Here is a 20,026-nt window from a genome sequence, read left to right on the forward strand (position 1 = left end):
GTTAACCCCAGGAGGGCCAGATGGGCATCTGAACGCCCAAGCCGACGATGAACACGAGGGCGCCGAACGCCGTCAGTCCAGCAGTGAGAAGGATGACTTCGCGCAGCCGTGACTCGCGGTCGGCGATACTTCCAACGAGAAGCAGCCAGACTGCCGCCGCAACGAAGCCGAAGAATTCCGCAACGAATGCGAAGCCCACCACCGCCCCAAGGATGATCACAAGCGGCCAGAGCTTGGGCTTTGCTATATCCTCGCGTGCCCGAACTGCTCCGAAACCGCCAACGGTCACTCCGACGATAATCAACAGCCAGCAGATGACTCGCGGAAGGTAGCCCGGCCCCATCGCGGAGGCCGTGCCCATGGTCAGGTCACGCCCGGCCCAAAGGCCAAGCGCTCCGAACCCCACGAACAAAGCGGCTGTAAGGAGGTCCGGCCGATCGCCAGTCCCTCCAGCCTTGCGTGAATCCTCCATTACTTCTGTTCCTTGGCGAGTTTCCAGATCGCTCCGAAGCGTTCTCCTCGGACAGGAAGCTCCTTGTTCCACTGCTCCGCCGATAGGTAGGAAAGCGCGAGTGACTGCTGCTTTGCCTTCGCCTGGAACTCGGGGTTGTCGAGAGCTTTCTTGACCGCGTCTGAGAACTTCATTCGGATCTCCTCGGGAACTTCGCAGCCCATCGCGATGCCGCGTTCCGAGCTCATCAGGACTTCAAAGCCCTGTTCCTCGGCGGTCTGGAGATCGGGGGCGATGACAGAGCGTTCTTCAGCAAACTGGCCGAGGTTCTTGAAGGCTGAACTGTCGCTGCTGACGAATTCGCCGACATTGATGCCGATGGTCATGACATGGCCCCCCAGCAAGGCGGTCCGGGCTTCGTTCGCGCCATTGAAGGTGACGGCAGTGAGGTCGATTCCTGCCGACTTTTCCAATTGGAGCATGGCCAGATGCTCGTCCGTTCCGAGGCCCGTCGTGCCCACCGTGACTGCGCCGGGGTTCGCCTTGGCATAGGCGACCAGATCCTTGAGCGAGTTGAACTCCGAGTTCGCCTGGACGATGAAGGAGCCCGGATCCTCGACGATACGCGCGACCAAGCAAAGCTTCGCGGGGTCGAAACGGACCTTCCGGTCCATCTGCATAGTCAGGTAGCCCGGCGTGTTGAGAGAGGAGACTGTGTAGCCGTCTGGCCGTGCTTCCGTCAGTGCGGTATAGGCGATTTCCCCAGAGGCTCCGGGCCGGTTGAGAACTGTAATCTTCGCACCAAGCTCTTCCTCGAGGTAGGGAGCGAGGGTGCGGTTCATCACGTCGGTGCCGCCGCCGGGGGCGAACGCCACAATGAACTCTATCGGGCGGTCGGCCGGCCACTCGGCATGGGCCATGCTCGTGCCCAGCAACAGGGTGGCTGTAAGCGTGGTATTCCTGATCAACTGCTTCATTTTATCCTCCCACGGATAGCAATTGCGATGTCGTCGGCGCCCAGCGACTCCGCGCCCTTACGTCGAGATGGCTGTCCGGCAGTTCCTCCCAAGGAGATGCCGGACAGGATCCTAATTTCCGGTCGGCAGTTCGCACCCGCCCTTCGCAAGCGCGTCGTTGAACCAGGTCGGGTTGTGTGTTCCTGCCGCGATCGCCGCCATCTGCGTCTGCTCGGCGGCATGCTTCGCGACAGTCCGTTCGTAGACTTCCGCAACGTCGTCGATCGGAACGACGACAACTCCATCTGCATCCCCGACGATCAGATCACCCGGCGTGACAACCATGCCGCCGATCGCGATCGGCGTATTGATCTCTCCCGGACCGTTCTTGTAGGGACCGCGATGAGTCACGCCAACGGCATAGGAGGGAACGTTCATCTCCAGGAAGGCATCAGCGTCCCGGATGGCGCCATTGAGGACGAAGCCTACGACGCCCCGGCGACGCGCGTAGTCGAGCATCATCTCCCCCATCAGCGCATGGGTGACGTCGCCGCCCGCGTCCACGACGATGACGTCGCCGTCCACGGCCATGTCCATCGCCTTGTGGAGCATCAGGTTGTCTCCTGGCGGTGCCTTTACGGTGAGGGCGCGACCAACCAGCTTGCCCTGGCGGTGCATCGGCCGGAGCTGCGCGCCGGCGGCGTACATGCGGTGCATGCTGTCGCTGATGTTGGCGACGGGGAGTTCCCTGAACTTGTCGATCCAATGATGATCGATGGCCCTGTCCCTGTTCCGAACCCTGAATCCGATTGTCAACGTCTTCTCCCCATTTCCTGATGTTTTGGTAGTGATGACGATCAGGTCGGGGTGTTGGCCAGAGCCCGGAAGTTCACGATCCTCTCGCGACCGAGCGGCCGCCCTTCCACGACTGCAAGAACGCCTTCGACGGCTTCGACGCCGACCCGGGCGTTCGCCTCCTCAGTCACACCTCCGATGTGGGGCGTGACGACGATATTCTGGTGATTCCAAAAAGGATGATCCGCTGCGGGAGGTTCGGTCTGGAAGGTGTCCAGTCCCGCTCCGGCGATGTGGCCGCTTTCGATCGCCCGCAGGAGGGCATCCTCGTCGATCAAGCCGCCTCTTCCGGTGTTGATCACGTAGGAACCCGGTTTCATGAGGCCGAGACGCCTGTCGTCCAGCAGTTTGCGCGTGTCCGGCGTGAGCGGGCAGTGGAGGCTAATTATGTTGGAGCCCGCTATGAGGACGTCGACGTCCGTCTCCCTTGCAACTCCGGCGTATGCGAACGCGTTTTCGTCGGCAAATGGATCGTACGCACGCACCTTCATGCCCAGGGACTGGGCAAAGGCGGCGGTCTGCCGGGCGATCGCCCCGAAGCCCACCAATCCTACGGTCATCCCGGCAAGTTCCTTCCCCGCAAAGCCCGGCTTCTCCCAGCGACCAGCACGGAGACCGCTGTCCAAGGGAACGATCCGCTTCACGGACGCAATGATGAGGGCGATCGCATGTTCAGCAACGGAAAGGGCATTCGCGCCGGCGGCGACGACTACAGGAATGTCTCTGCGCGACGCCGCGTCCACATCGATATTGTCAACCCCGACCCCGTGCTTGGAGAGGACACGGAGCGATGGAGCGGAATCGATAGCAGCCGCTCCGAACCGGCCCATCCGAACAATGACGCCCACCGGGTCCACCTCGGTCACCGTACGAATGAGATCTTCTTCGCTGGTGTAAGGCGGAACATAGGCTACCGCATACCCTCTACTGACCGCTAGCTGAGCGGCTTGTTCATTGATGGCTGGTCCGGTGACCAGGATGTTGCGGCTTGCCATGCGTACCTCGACTGAAATGCGCGAGGACGCAGAGACGCTTCGGCCCCTCAAATACATCCTCCCTACGCCCAAGCTCCTCTCGGCGTTTTCTGAGCACGGACCCTAACATAAGAATGTCTTGATTAAAGCGAATAATACTGTCTATGTTGAACAGCAAACCTTAATTTGAGGCTTCCTGCGAGTGGATACGCGCCAACTCAAGACCTTCATTGCCATTGCAGAGCATGGAACCTTCGCGAAGGCGGCTGATGCCGTGGGCCTCACACCCTCGGCCATAAGTCAACAGATCCAAGCCTTGGAGGTCGAGGTCCGCGCGGAGCTTTTTGACAGGACGACGAGACCGATGACGCTAAACGGCCATGGATTGAGGCTCCTGGAAACAGCGCGAACTATTGTCCGTTCCGCCGACGACGTCATCGACGCCATATCCGGCAGAGCTATCGGAGGAACGTTTATCATCGGGTCAGTTCGATCAAGCGCCCTTTCCCTGCTTCCCAGAGCGATCGTGGCTCTCAAGAAGGACTACCCCGAGCTCAAGATCAAGCTGCACGTCGCCAACAGCGACGAACTGCTCGCCGACGTCGTTTCCGGACGACTGGATTGCGCGATGGTCGCGGAGTACTCCAACATCCCAGCTACGCTGCGCTGGAGTCCGTTCATCAACGAACCCTTGTTCGTGATCGCTCCCAAAGGCACGCCTAAAATGTCTGCAGAAGAGATACTGTCGAAGCTGCCGTATGTCAGGTTCAACAGCAAGTTCAGGCTCGCCCAGCTTATCGAAACGGAACTGGCGAAGAGCGGTTCGGTCACCAACCCGATCGCCGAGATAGACACCATAGCATCCGTGGTGCCCTGCGTGATCAACGGGCTAGGCGCTTCCGTCATCCCCTGGATCGCCTTACGGGACGTCCGGAATGAGGTCGTTTCCGTTCCGTTCGGCAATCCTCAGGTCCATCGTCACATCGGCCTGATAGAACGTCGCTCCGGAACACGATCTACCGTGATCGATCGTCTACATATGCACCTTGTTGATCTCAGCGCCCCTTATGGCATGAGGCGCGAAAGCATCCACGGCAACACAAAATCCTAAGGGCTTCCAGACCAGCGGTTGGCTTGCCTCAGGGGTGCTGAATGCTTCGCCACGCGGCCCGCGCGAACGGAGCATCACGGAGGGGCAGCCAGTCGGTCGGCTCAAATAGACTGTCGAAGTATCTGACCCCATGTTTGCTTTGGAGTGATCTCGGACTTCAAGCGATGGTGATTAGATCACGAATTCCTCCTCGTACGTCTGTGGCTCGGGAACGACCGTAACCTCCACCGGAACGATCCAATTGGCCGCGTAGCTCTCGCAGTCGGAACGCGGGAGCTCGGGCTGCACGCACCCCGCCCCATCGATCGCGCGACATCGCAGTATATATCGCCCGACTTCTTCAGGGGTCCACATGTACTCCCACAAGCGCCATGCAAAGGGACGTTCTGTTTCGAGGAGCCTTCCCTCACGCCAGCCCCTGCGATCTCCGGTGCAGACCTGCACCTGCCGGATAACAGCCTCTCCGCTCCAGGCGGCTCCGAAAATCCGATACGGTTGGCCGGCGATGAGATGCGCCCCCTGCACGGGACGCGCGATCTGCGCTTTGACCTCCATCTCCGCAAGCGGGACCAGCCTGGGTTCCCCGAGGCTGCGCTCCCAACGGAAATAGTCGCGCGCCTGCCAGTAGCCAAGGAACGGTTGCTCCACAACCGTGATATGCGTGATCCACTTGACCCAAGCCATGCCGAACCACCCACCCACGACCGCGCGTAGCGGGTAGCCGTGATCGCGCGTCAACGCCTCCTCGTTCATCGAATAGGCAAGGATCGTGCTGTCAGCGATGGCCTTCCCAAGCGGCAAACTGCGCGCAAAAGCGATGGGGCCGGGAGAAGCCGTTTTCTTGTTCGTGTCGACGACGCCGCTGTCTGCGCCCACGAGCAGAACCTCACATGCGGTTCGCTTAACGCCCGCCATTTCCAAAATCTCGCGCAGAAGAACACCTGTCCACGCGGCATTGCCGACGGCTCCGTTCTGCCACTGCAGCCCCTCCTTTGGCGGCACATAGTAGACGCGCCCGTTCCCTGCGCACTCGACGACGGCGGTGAAAGTCGTGCTCCGCATCGCCTTGATGCTGTCGAGGTCAAGTTCGATCGGCCGCTCCACCGCCCCGTCAACGCGCAATCTCCAGTCTCGCGCATCGAGGTCCGGCGACGCGAAATGGTTTCGCACGAAGAACAGCTCGGTTGGGATCAGCCAATCGGAGAGCGACGCAAACGGAAACTCGATGTTCTGTGGGGATTTCTGTCGAACTATTAGACTGGGTCGCTCTGGTGTCGGCATCGTCCTCGTCTCCCCTTCCAAGAGCACAACGCCGGCTCTCGGTCGCGCGAATTCCGGTTCGATCACACCGCCCCTCGCAGTGCGTCTGTCGCGTTCCGCCCTTCGGTTGCATTCTAGCACATACCGCACGTTTCTCGGATCGACCTCGAACGGCAGCAAAGTGCCCGAATGCTGCTAGGCCACGTCTCTTTTGCGCCCCCATGTCAGTCGTAGAGGCCGTCATCACGCCTGCCCGAAAGCAGACATCGTCTTGGCAGCCGCGTCATGTCGCCTGTGCGCCATTAGCAGACATGCCTTTGGCCGATATGCGGGCATCGCCTGGCTTAGTCAGGCGATGCCTTGTCACAGTCTACCTGTCGCTGGAGCGAGCTGTCTTCAGGCTGTTGGCCACCGTGAGATAGTAGTTTCGGGCGGTGGCATTCATCTGCCGTTCGCCCAACTCGCGGAAAGCTCTGATTTTCACATCGAGGGCGGCTGCGTTCTTCCCGTCGACCGCCAGAAGGTAGTCAGCCTGTTCAGCGGCCCATTGGAACTCGCCTGCTTCCAGAGCATCTTGGGCGCTTTTCAGCACCTTATCGCTTCCACCAACCAGTGCGATCAGCTTTTCTGCCCGTTCCTTGTCAGCCAACGGGAATATGTTGGTCGGATTTCCGTCAAACCAGCCCGCATTCTGCGAGTAGATGCCTCGTACCGACCATGCCACGGTTCCGTAGAACTCTTGCAGATAAGGGTGTTTCGCGAGTCTCTCCGGCAGCTTTACCTCTTGAACCAGCTCATCCGGCGTCTTGCCCTTTGCGATGCCTTCCATGGTCTTGCTGTAAACGAACTTGATGCCGTCACGGTACGCAGTGAGGGCATCCTTTGCTTCAGCAGCGTTTTGGATGGTGCCCATGTGGCCGGGGATGACGAAGTCCGGGCCGAGCGCGATCAACTTATCGAGGCTCGTAACCCACTTTTCTACCGGACGCGTAGGCAAGCCGCGCAGTGGCGCGATATTGGGAAATGTCTTTAGGAACACGTCACCTGCGATTAGCACCTTGGGGTCCGGCAGCCATACGGAGATATTTTCGTCAGCTTCCCCCGGTGTGAAGATCAACTTGAGCGGTACACCCGCAATCGTCAGCTCTTTTTCCGCGCCCTCGAACGTCTTCGTCGGCGGGATGAAGCCGTCGCGCGTGTGAGGGGTCGTCCTGCCATATTCGAGTTGCGTCCCTGCATTGATGAAGTCTTCGTCGGGCAACATGGTTCCGAAAGCGTCACCACCATCACGGCGTCCCCGTCCGGTATCCGGTTTCGCTGTTACCAGCAGTTTGTGGCTGTAGATCTCGGGCTTGTCTTTGCCCGCGAAGACCGTCGCGCCGCCCGTATGATCCGGGTGATTATGCGTATAGATGATTGCCTTGATTGGATGGCGCAACCGGTTTCCGAATGCCGCCATGATCGCCTTCGCATCGACCGGGTTGGCTGATGTGTCAACAATGATCGATCCGTCTTTGCCCTGGATCAGCATGACGTTGCTGGCAGAGTACCCAACAGCCGCATACACGCCATCGGTCACCTCAATGATCCGTTTCTGAAACTCATCCGAGTGAGCGATCAGTTTGTCCCGCCCTGAATACGCGATCTCCGCGAGAGCAGAGGACGTGGTGCCGAGAGTTGAAATCATGGCGGCAATCACTCCTGCCTTTAGTATCGATGAACCGAGCATCTCATCTCCAATCTTTGCGGACGAGAAGCCGTCCGGTCGCCTAAAAATAGGCCAACCAATATTGGTAATGTAGAGGCGAAATTGAAAATCAGCCTCTCTTATACGATAAGCCCCGACATGGATTACAACGCTGTCAGAATGTTTGTCGCGGTGGCTCAGACGGGCAGTCTCTCCTCTGCTGCCGCCCGTCTCGGTGTGCCACTGCCCACACTTAGCCGGAAGGTGGCTGAGCTGGAGGCGGACCTCAAGGTTCAACTGCTGGAGAGGACTGCGAAGGGATGCCGACCCACAGAAGCCGGGTCGCGGTTGTTCGAGCAAGCGAGTGGTGGAATTGATCTTCTTGAGGAAGCTGAACGAGCAATCTTGAGCGAGCAGGCACAACTGGTGGGCCGCTTGCGTCTATCGCTCCCGCAGTCTTTCGAGCCGTGGTGGGACTTGCTGGCTTTGTTCCAGCGCGCCCACCCCGGCATTCAGATCAACGTCTATTCCACGGAGAGGCGCGTCGATTTGCTCGCGGACGGAGTGGATGTCGCGCTTCGCGTGGGCGCAATCGCTGACGACACTGTTATCGCGCGTCACATGCTGACGTTTCGGCATATCCTTGTCGCCAGCCCCGAGCTTGTGGCAGCACATGATAGGCCAGAAGGTCCGCAAGACATCTTGCGGCTGCCTTGTGCGGCATGGGGTTCTACGCTCGATGCGCAGCCCACCTGGACACTCGGAGGCCAGACGCAAAAGATCAATGCGACCTTCACGGCGAATGATTATCTGCACCTTAGAGCAAGGGCGATGGCAGGAGATGTGGCAACGGAACTGCCATCGTTTCTTGCAGCCGAATACCTGAAGTCACGCGAACTGGTAGAGCTTCTGCCCGAGTACCCCTTCCCGGAAACGGCTTTACACCTGGTCTACAAGAGGCAGCGTCATCCCTCGACGATAGTCCGGGCCTATCTCGATTTCTGCTCCGCTCACATCGCGATTGTCGAAGCAAGATGTCGGGTGACATCATGAGTAGAACGAAGATGGCGCTCACGCCGGAACTCGTCCTGCGGACGCTGAGGCCTGTCCCAGAGGAAGGGCCGGAGCCAAGATGGACGCCTATCCCAGAGGATGAACTGGACGCCTTGGTGCAGCGGTCAACGAGGAGAGCAAAAACGAGCCCCAATGGATATTCGCTTACGGCTCCCTGATCTGGAATCCGGACTTCGACTTCGATGCGAGAGAGTTTGGAACGATCTACGGCTGGCACCGCTCCTTCTCACTGCATATCGAGCGATGGCGAGCTACGTCCGGCAAACCCGGTCTGATGCTCGCCCTCGAACGCAGCGGGGCCTGCAAAGGTATCGCTTTCCGAACGCGGCAGTCCAACCAACCTGACGATCTTAGGCGGTTGCTGGCGCGGGAAATCCGCTATCGGGAAGTCGCGCCGATGATCAGATGGGTGGACGTTCATACGGCAGATGGAAAACGCAAAGCCCTGACCTTCTGGGCAAGCACCCCGAGCCATCAGCTCACCGCGCCCCTCCCTTTGGAGGATGCTGCGGCACGGATCGCCGTAGCGTGCGGACCAGCGGGTTCATGTGCGCAGTACCTTTACAATACGGTAAGCCACCTCGAAGCCGCTGGCATCCGCGACCGGAATCTGTGGCGACTTCAACAGCTCGTCGCCGAAGAAATCACTCGTAGTCCTGCTCCTTCCAAAAGGTAGCGATGAGAACTTTACCTTCGGGGATGGCCGCTTCGGGCCGATCCCGGACCTCCCCGGGGACGCCTCTGATGTCTGCTTTTTGCAATGAACACCGTTGTAGCGGACAGTCCACTCCCGGCCCCATTTTGGTCATCGCCAACCATGTTCGAGATGGCCGCTTTTGGCGCAAACTAGCCATCTAGCGCGTGGCGTCAAACCTCAGCAGTCCCCACAGCGGGAGTCTATGTCCGGTGGCGGCTTGCGACAGCGGCCGAGCAGATGATCGTTTCGCCTCCGTAATTATCTTATTATGCTTCCCGCAGGACATACCGCGCGGGGCCACTACGGCAACGATAGGACCAAATGTAGGGCCAAGCGCGTTTTTGTATTTAGCGACGCGTGCAGTGATATTTTCGATTTTCCGAACAAAATCAACGTGGTGCGGACGACGGGAATCGAACCCGTACGGTTTCCCGAGGGATTTTAAGTCCCTTGCGTCTACCAGTTTCGCCACGTCCGCCCGCAGCCTAAATCAAATACTTAGTCGATTCAGTCAAGGCAATGTTTTGCGAACGGCGTTTTCCGGACAATCCCAGCGAGATCGCTGAGCAACGCCAGAATTTCACATTATGCGAAAGCGCCGTGCGTCTGAAATGACGCACGGCGCAAGAAACGACACCAATTTCATCGCGAAGCGTAAACGGACCGGCTTACCGACCTCGGCCGGTCTTCGAGCTTTCTTGTGATTGTCCCGCGCCGCGGCCGCCGCGAGCTACGCCCTTGCCATGGGAGCTGCCGGGGTTCCTTGGATCTGCGCCGTTACCCCAGCCGTTGTTGCCTTTAACCTTCCCGCCACCGCCGCCGCCGGACTTGGCGATTGCGTTTGACGTCAGGCTGGTGGAAAGCAACATTGTTACTGCAGGAGGTGTCACAACGGCGAAACGACCGCAATTTTTCAGAAACTCTCGCCGGTCTTCATCGCTCGTTGATAGTGGTTCGTGTGGTACTTCGGGCATGAACGCCTCTCCTTCGGGTTGCATCGATTACACCCGTAGAGATTGCCATCGCAGCCCGGCGTTGAACATATGGGGTACGATATAGAACCAAAGAGAGCGGTTGGGGACCTGGCTCAATCCTGAGTTCCGGCTTTCGAACGCATATACGCCGCACCGGCACGGCCCAGACGGCGCGTCGCGTGGGTTGCCGTTTCGGTCGAGGCACGAAGCGTGAGCAGAAAGGTCGACGAAAACCGCTCCCTACGATTACCGACCATGCCGCGCGAAATCAGGCCGGACTCTCGTCGGAGGCCGAGAGCGCGGCACCGGGCAGATAGAGCGAGATCGGCCGAATCTCGTAGACGGCGGTCGGGTTGACGCGGCGCAATTCGCGCGCCGTCTCGACGGCGGCTTCGAGGTTCGGGCAATCGACCACGTAGAGGCCGAGCAACTGCTCCTTGGTTTCGGCAAAGGGGCCGTCGATGATCATGCCGGCACCCTCGCCCCGCAACGTCACGGCGTCCCTGGTCGAGCCAAGCCGTGCGGCCGGCCCCAATCGCTTCTCCCGGACGAGGCGATCATTGACCTCCAGCAGATCGTCCATCAGCTTGGCATCTGCCTCCCTGGTCCAGGATTCGACCACTTCTTCCTCGTGATAGGCCAATATCGCGTAGAACATGGATCCCTCTACAATCTCCCATACGCCGCCCAGGCAGGCACAACGACATGCACACGGTTGCATAGTCACGCGGGATGCGAAGCGATCCCGATGAATCGCCCTCGTGAGTCGAGGCGATTAGATCGTTTCCGAAGCGCGCGGGCAAGCCCAGCTGCGTCAGCCGCTCGACGTGCTCAAAGCTCGCCTTTGGTCACCTTTGGAGGAACACGGCCTGTGTGATGGATCGGATTGTCCGATCCTGCGCCTTCGGTCGGTTTCTCTTTCTTTGTGGTCTGGCCACTTCTGGCCGGCGGCTCGGCTGCCTCCTCGGTGCCGGACTCTGCGCCCTGGTCCGGGAGGGGCTGTTGCTCCATGTCCATTTCTTTCGGTTCCGGTTTCCATGTGGGAGACGGCATCGGCTGGTCGGTCAGATCGTCATGTTTGGGATCGCTCATGGGCTCGCTCCTTTCGGTCTCGCCAGATCAACCCCGGACATTTCTGAAGGTTCCTCATGGCCTGGCCGGTCCGTTGGAGGATGGGGGATGGCGTCTGCCCAAGAAATTTCGCAACCCCTGATTCGCCAGGGGTTCAATCGCGGCATGTCAATGGCAAGATGATGCAGGGCTCAATGGCATCCCTGATGATGACTAGGAGGGTGGGGCGTGCGTTCACTGCAAGCGTTCGGCGGCATCGCCTTGCTTCCTGAAGACCTGGACACGCTGCAGCGTGTGTTCGACATGCTGTGTCGCGAACATCGATGGCCCCGCGAGAGCGCGCAGGCTCGACGGTTCGGGAGGATGCTGATCCGGGAATATCAGGCCGGCACGACAGATGAGGGACTTCTTCTGCGAGCCGGGCAAGCCTTCGTCAGCCAGGCCATCGCACAAAAGAGATTGGCCTGAACAGAAATCCCGGCCGTGCGGCGAGGAGCCGGTCAATGACCGGCTCAATGATAGTAGAAACAGTCGCAGTCGGCTCTCGTGGCGTCCTCTCCCTTCCACACCCTGACCGCCAGCTTTGACGACTCGCCAGTCTCCTCGAGCCGCAATCCCAACAGCGAAATCGCCGCCGCCTTGGGGTTCGGCGCGTCTATTTCGATGACCGATCCGACCTGGTGAACGCCCAGGCGTGCAGTCCAGGTAAAGATCTGAACATTGTAATGCATGGAAATTCTCCATTTCAGTCGCCGGCCGTGCCGGTCACATAGCCAAGGACAACTGCCCCGCGTCAATTGCCCTCCAACGCAACATCGTCAGCCATCCTCTACGGTCGCTTCCGGTCGATCGCCGCCGTCGGCATGCTCGAAATGCCAGTTTCCCTTCTCATCCTGGAAGCTGATCTCCTCGTCGTCGCCACCGACCTGCTGTTCGGCTGCTGCAGCTTTGGCGGCCGCTAGCGCCATCTCGCGACTGGGAAAGGGCTCTGAATATGCATCGGCTGCCTTGTAGGCCCAGCCTCCATCGTGTGGAACGATGAAATATGTGATCTGCACCATCCTTCACTCCCATGGATGTTCAAGGACAGTCCCTGCCCTCGACGGGCCGCGCCGCGCGGGCCCCTTATGCTCCTCCTTGTTGCCGCATGCTTCCCTGAATCGGAGCCGGTTTGAGAAGCGCCGCAGCCATTCAAGTGCTGTAGCGACCGTGGCTACCTAAAAAGCGCACGTCGCCGTCGGGCATTTCTGATGCCGAATGCTGCGATGTTAACACAAAATTGCCCCATTGGGCCACATTTGCGAATGCTTCTCGGCCGATGTTCGGCGACCCCGCCGATGGGCGAGTTGAGATGCGAATCGCCCGCTAAAAAAAGCGCGCGGCTCGATCGGGAGCCGCGCACGAACGTTGAAGATCGTCAGTCCGCAAGCTTTGCGGCAATCCGCGCGACATGCGCACCCTGGAAGCGAGCCGCTTCGAGTTCGACCGCGGACGGCTGCCGCGAACCGTCGCCGCCGGTAATCGTCGAGGCGCCATAGGGCGATCCGCCCTTGACTTCCTCAATGCCCATCTGACCCTGGAAGGCATAGGGAAGTCCGACGACCACCATGCCGTGATGCATCATCGTGGGGATGAGGCCGAGAATCGTCGATTCCTGGCCGCCGTGCTGGGTCGCCGACGAGGTGAACGCGGAGCCTACCTTCCCGACGAGCTTGCCTTTTGCCCAGAGGCCGCCGGTCTGGTCGATAAAGTTGCGCAATTGCGAAGCGACAGTCCCGTAGCGGGTGCCCGCGCCGAAGATGATCGCATCGTAATCCGCCAGTTCCTCGACGGTCGCGACCGGTGCCGGCTGGTCGAGCTTGAAATGCGAAGCCTTCGCCACGTCCTCCGGCACGAGTTCCGGAACACGCTTGACGACCACTTCGGCGCCGGCCGATCTTGCACCTTCCGCGACCGCATAGGCCATCGTCTCGATATGCCCATAGGCCGAATAGTAAAGAACCAGTACTCTAGCCAAAACGATACTCCTTGTTGTCCGGCAATTCCGCTTGATCGCCGCGGCCGGCAGGATTTATCAAAACACATGCCACTGCCAGTGCAGGGATGGTCGACAGACTGTTCAGCTTTTTTCAACACCGACGAGATCGCGTTCGCGATCCGAATACGCCCGGAGCACCAATGACCAGCCCCACGATCGTCACCGCCGCCATGCTCGCCATTGGCGACGAGCTTCTCTCCGGCCGGACCAAGGACAAGAACATCGGCCACCTTGCCGATATGCTGACGATGGTCGGAATCGATCTGCGCGAGGTGCGCATCGTCGCCGACGACCAGGACGCGATTGTGGAGGCGGTCAATGCGTTGCGCAGCCGCTACCGCCACGTGTTTACGTCCGGCGGCATCGGTCCGACCCATGACGGCATCACTGCCGATGCGATTTCGAAGGCCTTCGGGGTCGAGTGCATTCACGAGCCGAAGGCAATGGAGCTGCTTGGCGCGATGTACGAGCGCCGCGGCATGGAGTTCACCGAAGCGCGCAAGCGGATGGCCCGCATGCCCGATGGCGCGACCCACATTCCCAATCCGGTATCGACCGCGCCCGGCTTCGCCATCGAGAACGTCTATGTCATGGCCGGCGTGCCCCAGGTGTTCCAGGCGATGCTTGACGCGCTGTTGCCGAGCCTCGAGGCCGGCACGCCCGTCCTGTCCCGTACGGTTCGCTCCCCCTATGGCGAGGGCGACATCGGAGCGCCGCTGACCGAGGTGCAGAAGAACCATCCCGAAACGAGCATCGGCTCCTATCCGAAATTCGACGGCAAGAGCTTCTCGACGGATATCGTGATCCGGGCCCGCGATGCCGCGGTCCTTGGCGCCGCCGAAGCCGGGGTGATCGCGATGATCGAGGCGATCGGCAGCTCGCGCGAGAAAAACCAGCCCTGAACTCCGCGGCCGCGAAATCATTGCAGATCGCGGTGCTTCGCGGCCGCACTGGCTCTTGCACTTTCGGCTTCATTGCCGCTATTGCATCAGGCATGAACAAGTGTCGGCGGCGTGGCCGTCGAACTGCAGCAACGCTTATCGCCGACAGCGCAAAAGAGCCGGAGTCCGCCATGTCTCTTCCCGAGAAAGCCTTTCCTGTATCCTGGGATCAGTTCCACCGTGACGCCCGCGCCCTGGCCTGGCGGTTGGCCGACAACGGACAGGAATGGCGCGCGATGGTCTGCATCACGCGCGGCGGCCTTGTTCCGGCGGCTATCGTCAGCCGGGAACTCAACATCCGGATGATCGAAACGGTCTGTATCGCCTCCTATCACGACTACGACACGCAGGGTCAGATGAAGGTGCTCAAGAGCATCTCACCTGAGATCGCGAAGGATGGGGGCGAAGGCGTTCTCATCGTCGACGATCTGACCGATACCGGCAAGACTGCCGCCGAGGTTCGTGCGATGCTGCCGAAGGCGCATTTCGCCGCGGTCTACGCAAAGCCGAAAGGTCGCCCCCTCGTCGATACTTTCGTGACCGAGGTCAGCCAGGATACCTGGATCTACTTCCCCTGGGACCTCGGTTTCACCTACCAGGAACCGATCGCCAAGGGCACGCGCGGCTAGCGCAGATCGTTCCACTGTTCATCGGCGTAGTGAAGCACTTTAGCCCTTTGAAAGTGCGCACTTCCGGACGGAAAAACCGTTACACGCTTTCCCTGGAAGTGTGCAGAACGCTCGGCGTTCTAAGCATTCTCTCCAAGCGGCGCTATGCACTCGACAAGGCTTTCGGCCGTTGCCGCGCGGCCGGCCCCGACGCCCGCCTCGCCATGGCGCCAGACTGCGGCCGCTGCCGCCTCGAAGGCAGGCATTCCCTGTGCCAGATGGGCGCCGATGATTCCCGCAAGCACGTCGCCCGAACCTGCGGTCGCGAGCCAGGGCGGCGCGTTGACATTGACTGCGGCCCGGCCGGACGGCGCGGCAACGACCGTATCCGCACCCTTATAGACGATCACGGCATGGCTGAGCCTTGCTGCGGCCTGCGCCTTCTCGATCTTGGACAGCGCCGCATCCTCGGCTATATCCGGGAAGAGCCGGGCGAACTCCCCTTCGTGCGGCGTCATCACCACCTCGCCACCCTCTGCCGCGATCCTGTCGAAAAGCTGCTCCCTGCCCTCTCGAAACGAACTTATCCCGTCGGCATCGAGCACCAGCGCGCGACCGCAGAGCATGAGCACGAAATCCCGGGCCTTTTTACCGATCCCAAAGCCGGGTCCGAGAACGAAGGCATTCAGGCGTCTGTCCTTGAGCCAGTCGGCAAGGCCGGCAGTGTTGCTGATTTCCTTGAGCATGATGGCGGTGAGGTGCGACGCGTTGACGGCAAGCGCTTCCGTGGGAGAGGCAAGCGTCACCAGCCCCGCACCGGCGCGCAGGCCCGCGGCGGCCGTTAGCCGCGCGGCCCCGGTCGAAACCGGTCCGCCGCAAAGCACGGCGAGATGGCCGCGCTTGTATTTGTGGGTCGCGGGATCCAGCGCGCCGAGGTGTCGCTCCCATAGCGCGGGCGTGTTGACGGTGAGATCGCCGGCTCTGTCCGCAACGAGCCTTGCAGGAATGCCGATATCGAAGATTTCAAGTGTGCCGCAGCGGGCGCGGCCCGGCATCAGCAGATGGCCGGGCTTGGCCGCCATGAACGTCACCGTGTGAGCCGCAACGAAGCTCAAGCCCCGGATTTCGCCCGTACGCCCGTCGATGCCGGATGGCAGGTCCACGGCGAGGACCGGTACTCCGCTCGCATTCACTTGCTCGATGATCGTTCCCGCCTCCTCCGGCACGTCGCGCGCAAGCCCCGCCCCGAAAAGTGCGTCGATGACGACGTCACCCGATTGTGGTTCGTAGGCGTCGAGGGGGCCGGGCACCAGCGCACAGGCATCGCGCGCCTGCGCGGCGTCGCCCTTCAGAATTGCCGCGTCCCCGAGCGCGAAGACGGCGACGCTTGCGCCGGTTTCGGCGAGCGCCGCTGCGGCGACATAGCCATCGCCGCCGTTATTTCCGGGGCCGCAAAGCACGACAAAGCGCAGTGCTTCCGGGTAAAGCCGCAAGGCGGCGGCCGATACGGCCGTTCCCGCCGAACGCATGAGCGAGAAGCTGTCGATCCCCGAGCGCGCGGCATCCTTGTCGACCTCTGTCATTTCCGCCGGGGTCACGAGGATATGCGAAAGCGCGTGAAGCATGGAAACGATCTAAGCCCGACCGAAAGCGCAAGACAAGAGCAGCGTTGACGGAAAGTGACGTGACTAAAAAATATGCAATTGCACACTATAAGTGCTCAAATAACATGCTTCGACCACGAAACGCAGCGATCATCCGTCGCGCACCGGTGTCGAACACTCAAAACCTCATAAAAAATAGGCAGAATGCCGTTGCAGAAGCCACTGCCCCATCGGCACCCATCGCGTTACCACTGGAAATTTCGCAATCTGCGCGTCATTCCGCTACAAAAGTGGCACGCTACGTGCATAGTGTGAGGCCAAGCGGGCAGAACCTGCTTTAAAGGGAGAAGCGGAGAGACATTTTCTCATGAAAAAGATCGAAGCGATCATTAAGCCTTTCAAGCTCGACGAAGTGAAGGAAGCCCTTCAGGAGGTCGGCCTGCAGGGGATCACCGTCACGGAAGCCAAGGGTTTCGGGCGGCAGAAGGGACATACGGAGCTCTACCGCGGCGCAGAATACGTCGTCGACTTCCTGCCGAAGGTGAAGGTCGAAGTGGTGCTGGCGGATGAAAATGCGGAGGCCGTGATCGAAGCCATTCGCAATGCCGCGCAAACCGGCCGCATCGGCGACGGCAAGATTTTCGTATCCAATGTGGAAGAAGTGATCCGCATCCGCACCGGCGAAACCGGTCTCGACGCCATCTGATCGCGTCCGGCGATCTCACCGATCCGGGGGCCGTCCGGCCCCGTTTTTCCAATCCTCGTCATCACACAGGGAATTGCAACAAATGACGACTGCGAATGAAGTTCTGAAGCAGATCAAGGAAAACGACGTCAAATTCGTAGACCTGCGCTTTACCGACCCCAAAGGCAAGCTGCAGCACGTGACGATGGATGTCGTCTGCGTCGACGAAGACATGTTCGCCGACGGCGTCATGTTCGACGGTTCCTCGATCGGCGGCTGGAAAGCTATCAACGAATCCGACATGGTGCTCATGCCCGATCCGGAAACGGCGCATATGGACCCGTTCTTCGCCCAGTCTACCATGGTCATCTTCTGCGACATTCTCGATCCGGTTTCGGGCGAAGCCTATAACCGCGATCCGCGCGGCACGGCCAAGAAGGCAGAAGCCTACCTCAAGGCCTCCGGCATCGGCGACACCGTCTTCGTAGGTCCGGAAGCGGAATTCTTCGTCTTCGACGACGTCAAGTACAAGGCCGATCCGTACAACACCGGGTTCAAGCTCGACAGCTCCGAACTTCCCTCCAACGACGACACGGACTACGAGACCGGCAACCTCGGTCACCGCCCCCGCGTCAAGGGCGGCTATTTCCCGGTTCCGCCGGTCGACAGCAGCCAGGACATGCGCTCCGAAATGCTGACCGTGCTGTCCGAAATGGGCGTGACGGTGGAAAAGCATCACCACGAAGTGGCAGCGGCGCAGCACGAGCTCGGCGTCAAGTTCGATGCCCTCGTGCGCAACGCCGACAAGATGCAGATCTACAAATATGTCGTGCACCAGGTCGCCAATGCCTATGGCAAGACCGCGACCTTCATGCCGAAGCCGATCTTCGGCGACAACGGCTCGGGCATGCACGTGCATCTGTCGATCTGGAAGGACGGCAAGCCTACCTTTGCCGGCGACGAATATGCCGGGCTTTCCGAATCCTGCCTCTACTTCATCGGTGGCATCATCAAGCATGCCAAGGCCCTGAACGCCTTCACCAACCCGTCGACGAACTCCTACAAGCGCCTCGTCCCGGGTTATGAAGCACCGGTTCTGCTTGCCTATTCGGCCCGCAACCGCTCGGCCTCCTGCCGCATCCCCTTCGGCACCAACCCGAAGGCGAAGCGCGTCGAAGTCCGCTTCCCCGATCCGACGGCGAACCCCTACCTCGCCTTTGCCGCCATGCTGATGGCCGGTCTCGACGGCATCAAGAACAAGCTTCACCCCGGCAAGGCCATGGACAAGGACCTCTACGACCTGCCGCCGAAGGAACTGAAGAAGATCCCGACCGTCTGCGGCAGCTTGCGCGAAGCGCTCGAGAGCCTCGACAAGGACCGCAAGTTCCTGACCGCCGGCGGCGTTTTCGACGACGACCAGATCGACTCCTTCATCGAACTGAAGATGCAGGAGGTCATGCGCTTCGAAATGACGCCGCATCCGGTCGAGTTCGACATGTACTATTCCGTCTGATGGCGGAGCGGACGGCCCTCACAGGTTCTGTCCATGCAAGATGAAACGAGGAAGGCGGGTTTCATCCGAAGCCCGCCTTTTCAGTTCGACGCCGATGGAAGCCTCGCGCCCGGGGCGCGGGCCTCTTGATGTTCCATATGCGACAACCCAGATAACTGTCTGAAAGGATGTGTTGCGTCATGAAACAAAGAAACGCCAAGTTTGAGATCGGACAGGTGGTTCGCCATCGGATGTTCCCGTTCCGCGGCGTCGTCTTCGACGTCGACCCGGAATATGCGAACACCGAAGAATGGTGGAATGCGATTCCGCAGGAGATCCGGCCCGAAAAGGACCAGCCCTTCTATCACCTGTTTGCGGAGAACGACGAAAGCGAATACGTCGCCTATGTTTCGGAACAGAACCTCGTTTCCGATGACAGCGACAGGCCGATCCGGCACCCCCAGGTGGACGCTCTGTTCGAAAAGGCCGACGCCGGACACTACAAGCCGAAGGCCACCTATCAGCATTAGAGCGGAATGAGGAAGAGGTGCGTGCGGGTTGCTGCCGCATCCGCTCAGCGCCGGGCTGAAACCACTCAGAGTCGCCGCAACTTCGCCGGCGGAAGCAGGTACGAAAAAACGCCCGGCTCGGTGTGAACCGACCCGGGCGTTTTACCTGTTCAGCGAAGCTGTCGATTACTGCTGCTTGGCAGCCTTCTGCGCCTCTTCGAGCTTCTTGCGGGCGTCTTCTGCCTTCTTCTGCATCTCTTCCTGCAGCAGGCGCTGACGCTCTTCAAGCTGGGACTGCTCGATCGGTTCGCCGTCGAAAACGCCGGTGAAGCCTTCGAGCGTCATCTTGATGGGGTTCGGAGCGCGCTGGAAGTTGACGGAGGTGAAGACAACCTCGTTGCCCTTCTTCAGCTGCGCGATAAGCGCGTCGGAGAGCGGCGCTTCGGCAACGCACTTGTCAGGCATGCAGATCGCGTAGTCGAGCTTGACGCCCTTGCCACCGTCGATCTGCATTTGAACGCCGGGCGGGATCATGCGCGCGGACGGTACGGAAACCTGCATGACCTTGCGATTGACCTTGCCGGAGACGGTAATGAGGCCGACGGCCGTCACCAGCTGGCCGTTATTGGCGGTGAGCAGGTTCTGCACGATGCAGACATCGTTGTCTTCCTGCTTGGTGCAGACCTTGAACCAACCCTGCGGCGGCTTGCCTCCCGCCTGCTGCGCGGATGCGACGTTCGGCGCACCGGCTGCTGCGAAAGAAAGCGCCAGCGCTGCCAATCCCGCGCGTGTGGTGAAGTTCGACTTGAAGATCATTGTGATTCCGTCTCCTGAAATCCGGTCACGGAACAGAGTTCCGCAGAGTGAGTATCGTCAGCCGCCGTTGTCCTGTTGGCCAAATGAGGCATTTGAATGGCCCCGATTCCGGAAACACCTGTTACATTGGCTCGTGCGGTTTATCCAGTGTTTGTTGCGATTTTGTGCAATCATTTGCTTTGAGCGGCCCTTTCGAACCGGCGAGGGATGTGGCAGGAGCCTG

General features: G+C 60.2%; 23 protein-coding genes and 1 tRNA gene. 9 read left to right on the forward strand and 15 right to left on the reverse strand.

Annotation, left to right across the window (positions count from 1 at the left end):
- Nucleotide 1: 1 nt before the first annotated feature.
- From ACFHWW_RS23360 to ACFHWW_RS23375, 4 genes are all read right to left on the reverse strand, one after another.
- Nucleotides 2-472: a tripartite tricarboxylate transporter TctB family protein gene (locus ACFHWW_RS23360; RefSeq protein WP_379941089.1), complete on the reverse strand. Its 471-nt coding sequence runs from the start codon at nt 470-472 to the stop codon at nt 2-4.
- Entirely contained in the window at nt 472-1,428 is a 957-nt protein-coding gene (locus ACFHWW_RS23365) for a tripartite tricarboxylate transporter substrate binding protein (RefSeq protein ID WP_379941091.1), read from the reverse strand. The genes ACFHWW_RS23360 and ACFHWW_RS23365 overlap by 1 nt, the downstream gene beginning before the upstream one ends.
- 111 nt (nt 1,429-1,539) lie before the next feature.
- Complete coding sequence (locus ACFHWW_RS23370) at nt 1,540-2,223, reverse strand: RraA family protein (protein ID WP_379941093.1); 684 nt, start codon at nt 2,221-2,223, stop codon at nt 1,540-1,542.
- A gap of 41 nt (nt 2,224-2,264) precedes the next feature.
- On the reverse strand, nt 2,265-3,257 hold the full coding sequence (locus ACFHWW_RS23375; RefSeq protein WP_379941095.1) for a hydroxyacid dehydrogenase: 993 nt from the start codon (nt 3,255-3,257) through the stop codon (nt 2,265-2,267).
- A 181-nt stretch (nt 3,258-3,438) separates the two neighbouring features.
- Here ACFHWW_RS23375 and ACFHWW_RS23380 point away from each other — a divergent pair, with 181 nt between their 5' ends.
- The gene (locus ACFHWW_RS23380; RefSeq protein WP_379941097.1) at nt 3,439-4,347 is read left to right on the forward strand and encodes a LysR family transcriptional regulator; all 909 of its coding nucleotides are present in this window, start codon (nt 3,439-3,441) and stop codon (nt 4,345-4,347) included.
- Between the two features lie 171 nt (nt 4,348-4,518).
- Here the strand turns inward: ACFHWW_RS23380 and ACFHWW_RS23385 are convergent, their stop codons facing one another.
- Nucleotides 4,519-5,628 carry a sulfite oxidase gene (locus ACFHWW_RS23385; protein WP_379941099.1) on the reverse strand — a complete coding sequence of 370 codons (1,110 nt, stop codon included), beginning with the start codon at nt 5,626-5,628 and terminating at the stop codon, nt 4,519-4,521.
- 349 nt (nt 5,629-5,977) lie between these two features.
- Nucleotides 5,978-7,336, reverse strand: coding sequence for an alkyl sulfatase dimerization domain-containing protein (locus ACFHWW_RS23390; protein ID WP_379941101.1), 1,359 nt, complete (start codon nt 7,334-7,336; stop codon nt 5,978-5,980).
- 81 nt (nt 7,337-7,417) lie between these two features.
- On the opposite strand from ACFHWW_RS23390, the gene ACFHWW_RS23395 reads away from it, so the two are divergent.
- Both ACFHWW_RS23395 and ACFHWW_RS23400 read left to right on the forward strand, forming a co-directional pair.
- Complete coding sequence (locus tag ACFHWW_RS23395; protein ID WP_379941103.1) at nt 7,418-8,347, forward strand: LysR family transcriptional regulator; 930 nt, start codon at nt 7,418-7,420, stop codon at nt 8,345-8,347.
- A gap of 178 nt (nt 8,348-8,525) precedes the next feature.
- Nucleotides 8,526-9,044: a gamma-glutamylcyclotransferase gene (locus tag ACFHWW_RS23400; RefSeq protein WP_379941229.1), complete on the forward strand. Its 519-nt coding sequence runs from the start codon at nt 8,526-8,528 to the stop codon at nt 9,042-9,044.
- Between the two features lie 416 nt (nt 9,045-9,460).
- Here the strand turns inward: ACFHWW_RS23400 and ACFHWW_RS23405 are convergent.
- The 4 genes from ACFHWW_RS23405 to ACFHWW_RS23420 all read right to left on the reverse strand — a co-directional run bounded on the left by ACFHWW_RS23405 (nt 9,461) and on the right by ACFHWW_RS23420 (nt 11,131).
- Nucleotides 9,461-9,543, reverse strand: a tRNA-Leu gene (locus ACFHWW_RS23405).
- Nucleotides 9,544-9,733: 190 nt separating this feature from the next.
- Nucleotides 9,734-10,039, reverse strand: a complete 306-nt coding sequence (locus ACFHWW_RS23410) for a hypothetical protein (protein ID WP_018094956.1) — start codon at nt 10,037-10,039, stop codon at nt 9,734-9,736.
- A gap of 268 nt (nt 10,040-10,307) precedes the next feature.
- Nucleotides 10,308-10,697 carry a YciI family protein gene (locus ACFHWW_RS23415; RefSeq protein WP_379941105.1) on the reverse strand — a complete coding sequence of 130 codons (390 nt, stop codon included), beginning with the start codon at nt 10,695-10,697 and terminating at the stop codon, nt 10,308-10,310.
- 173 nt (nt 10,698-10,870) lie between these two features.
- A complete protein-coding gene (locus ACFHWW_RS23420) occupies nt 10,871-11,131 on the reverse strand; it encodes a hypothetical protein (protein WP_379941107.1) in 261 nt (86 codons plus the stop codon).
- Nucleotides 11,132-11,338: 207 nt separating this feature from the next.
- Between ACFHWW_RS23420 and ACFHWW_RS23425 the strand changes: the two genes are divergently transcribed.
- Complete coding sequence (locus ACFHWW_RS23425; protein ID WP_018094959.1) at nt 11,339-11,578, forward strand: hypothetical protein; 240 nt, start codon at nt 11,339-11,341, stop codon at nt 11,576-11,578.
- Nucleotides 11,579-11,622: 44 nt separating this feature from the next.
- Here the strand turns inward: ACFHWW_RS23425 and ACFHWW_RS23430 are convergent, their stop codons facing one another.
- The 3 genes from ACFHWW_RS23430 to wrbA all read right to left on the reverse strand — a co-directional run bounded on the left by ACFHWW_RS23430 (nt 11,623) and on the right by wrbA (nt 13,127).
- A complete protein-coding gene (locus ACFHWW_RS23430; protein WP_018094960.1) occupies nt 11,623-11,841 on the reverse strand; it encodes a hypothetical protein in 219 nt (72 codons plus the stop codon).
- Between the two features lie 87 nt (nt 11,842-11,928).
- Nucleotides 11,929-12,171 (reverse strand): DUF2188 domain-containing protein, encoded by a 243-nt coding sequence (locus tag ACFHWW_RS23435; protein WP_003528075.1) that lies wholly within the window; start codon nt 12,169-12,171, stop codon nt 11,929-11,931.
- A gap of 356 nt (nt 12,172-12,527) precedes the next feature.
- A complete protein-coding gene (gene wrbA / locus ACFHWW_RS23440) occupies nt 12,528-13,127 on the reverse strand; it encodes an NAD(P)H:quinone oxidoreductase type IV (RefSeq protein WP_100674230.1) in 600 nt (199 codons plus the stop codon).
- Between the two features lie 161 nt (nt 13,128-13,288).
- Here wrbA and ACFHWW_RS23445 point away from each other — a divergent pair, with 161 nt between their 5' ends.
- Entirely contained in the window at nt 13,289-14,050 is a 762-nt protein-coding gene (locus ACFHWW_RS23445; protein WP_379941110.1) for a competence/damage-inducible protein A, read from the forward strand.
- Nucleotides 14,051-14,220: 170 nt separating this feature from the next.
- Nucleotides 14,221-14,718, forward strand: coding sequence for a xanthine phosphoribosyltransferase (gene gpt, locus ACFHWW_RS23450; RefSeq protein ID WP_015007526.1), 498 nt, complete (start codon nt 14,221-14,223; stop codon nt 14,716-14,718).
- Nucleotides 14,719-14,837: 119 nt separating this feature from the next.
- Here gpt and ACFHWW_RS23455 read toward each other — a convergent pair whose 3' ends face one another.
- Nucleotides 14,838-16,322, reverse strand: a complete 1,485-nt coding sequence (locus tag ACFHWW_RS23455; protein ID WP_379941113.1) for an NAD(P)H-hydrate dehydratase — start codon at nt 16,320-16,322, stop codon at nt 14,838-14,840.
- 346 nt (nt 16,323-16,668) lie between these two features.
- Here ACFHWW_RS23455 and ACFHWW_RS23460 point away from each other — a divergent pair, with 346 nt between their 5' ends.
- The 3 genes from ACFHWW_RS23460 (at nt 16,669) to hspQ (ending at nt 19,008) form a co-directional block, all read left to right on the forward strand.
- Entirely contained in the window at nt 16,669-17,007 is a 339-nt protein-coding gene (locus ACFHWW_RS23460) for a P-II family nitrogen regulator (protein ID WP_003528058.1), read from the forward strand.
- An 82-nt stretch (nt 17,008-17,089) separates the two neighbouring features.
- Nucleotides 17,090-18,499, forward strand: coding sequence for a type I glutamate--ammonia ligase (gene glnA, locus ACFHWW_RS23465; protein ID WP_003528053.1), 1,410 nt, complete (start codon nt 17,090-17,092; stop codon nt 18,497-18,499).
- A gap of 179 nt (nt 18,500-18,678) precedes the next feature.
- Nucleotides 18,679-19,008 (forward strand): heat shock protein HspQ, encoded by a 330-nt coding sequence (gene hspQ / locus ACFHWW_RS23470; RefSeq protein ID WP_003528052.1) that lies wholly within the window; start codon nt 18,679-18,681, stop codon nt 19,006-19,008.
- Between the two features lie 165 nt (nt 19,009-19,173).
- On the opposite strand, the gene ACFHWW_RS23475 is transcribed toward hspQ, so the two are convergent.
- Nucleotides 19,174-19,803: an invasion associated locus B family protein gene (locus ACFHWW_RS23475; RefSeq protein WP_100674227.1), complete on the reverse strand. Its 630-nt coding sequence runs from the start codon at nt 19,801-19,803 to the stop codon at nt 19,174-19,176.
- Between the last annotated feature and the right edge of the window lie 223 nt (nt 19,804-20,026).

The sequence above is a fragment of the Sinorhizobium sp. P24N7 genome, assembly GCF_042436655.1.
GTDB lineage: Bacteria > Pseudomonadota > Alphaproteobacteria > Rhizobiales > Rhizobiaceae > Sinorhizobium > Sinorhizobium meliloti_A.

Excerpts from the sequence above, each read along its gene's own strand:
- ACFHWW_RS23360 (WP_379941089.1), bottom strand. The coding sequence starts at position 472 with ATGGAGGATTCACGCAAGGCTGGAGGGACTGGCGATCGGCCGGACCTC.
- ACFHWW_RS23365 (WP_379941091.1), bottom strand. The coding sequence starts at position 1,428 with ATGAAGCAGTTGATCAGGAATACCACGCTTACAGCCACCCTGTTGCTG.
- ACFHWW_RS23375 (WP_379941095.1), bottom strand. The coding sequence starts at position 3,257 with ATGGCAAGCCGCAACATCCTGGTCACCGGACCAGCCATCAATGAACAA.
- ACFHWW_RS23385 (WP_379941099.1), bottom strand. The coding sequence starts at position 5,628 with ATGCCGACACCAGAGCGACCCAGTCTAATAGTTCGACAGAAATCCCCA.
- ACFHWW_RS23390 (WP_379941101.1), bottom strand. The coding sequence starts at position 7,336 with ATGCTCGGTTCATCGATACTAAAGGCAGGAGTGATTGCCGCCATGATT.
- ACFHWW_RS23410 (WP_018094956.1), bottom strand. The coding sequence starts at position 10,039 with ATGCCCGAAGTACCACACGAACCACTATCAACGAGCGATGAAGACCGG.
- ACFHWW_RS23415 (WP_379941105.1), bottom strand. The coding sequence starts at position 10,697 with ATGTTCTACGCGATATTGGCCTATCACGAGGAAGAAGTGGTCGAATCC.
- ACFHWW_RS23420 (WP_379941107.1), bottom strand. The coding sequence starts at position 11,131 with ATGAGCGATCCCAAACATGACGATCTGACCGACCAGCCGATGCCGTCT.
- ACFHWW_RS23430 (WP_018094960.1), bottom strand. The coding sequence starts at position 11,841 with ATGCATTACAATGTTCAGATCTTTACCTGGACTGCACGCCTGGGCGTT.
- ACFHWW_RS23435 (WP_003528075.1), bottom strand. The coding sequence starts at position 12,171 with ATGGTGCAGATCACATATTTCATCGTTCCACACGATGGAGGCTGGGCC.
- ACFHWW_RS23445 (WP_379941110.1), top strand. The coding sequence starts at position 13,289 with ATGACCAGCCCCACGATCGTCACCGCCGCCATGCTCGCCATTGGCGAC.
- gpt (WP_015007526.1), top strand. The coding sequence starts at position 14,221 with ATGTCTCTTCCCGAGAAAGCCTTTCCTGTATCCTGGGATCAGTTCCAC.
- ACFHWW_RS23455 (WP_379941113.1), bottom strand. The coding sequence starts at position 16,322 with ATGCTTCACGCGCTTTCGCATATCCTCGTGACCCCGGCGGAAATGACA.
- ACFHWW_RS23460 (WP_003528058.1), top strand. The coding sequence starts at position 16,669 with ATGAAAAAGATCGAAGCGATCATTAAGCCTTTCAAGCTCGACGAAGTG.
- glnA (WP_003528053.1), top strand. The coding sequence starts at position 17,090 with ATGACGACTGCGAATGAAGTTCTGAAGCAGATCAAGGAAAACGACGTC.
- hspQ (WP_003528052.1), top strand. The coding sequence starts at position 18,679 with ATGAAACAAAGAAACGCCAAGTTTGAGATCGGACAGGTGGTTCGCCAT.
- ACFHWW_RS23475 (WP_100674227.1), bottom strand. The coding sequence starts at position 19,803 with ATGATCTTCAAGTCGAACTTCACCACACGCGCGGGATTGGCAGCGCTG.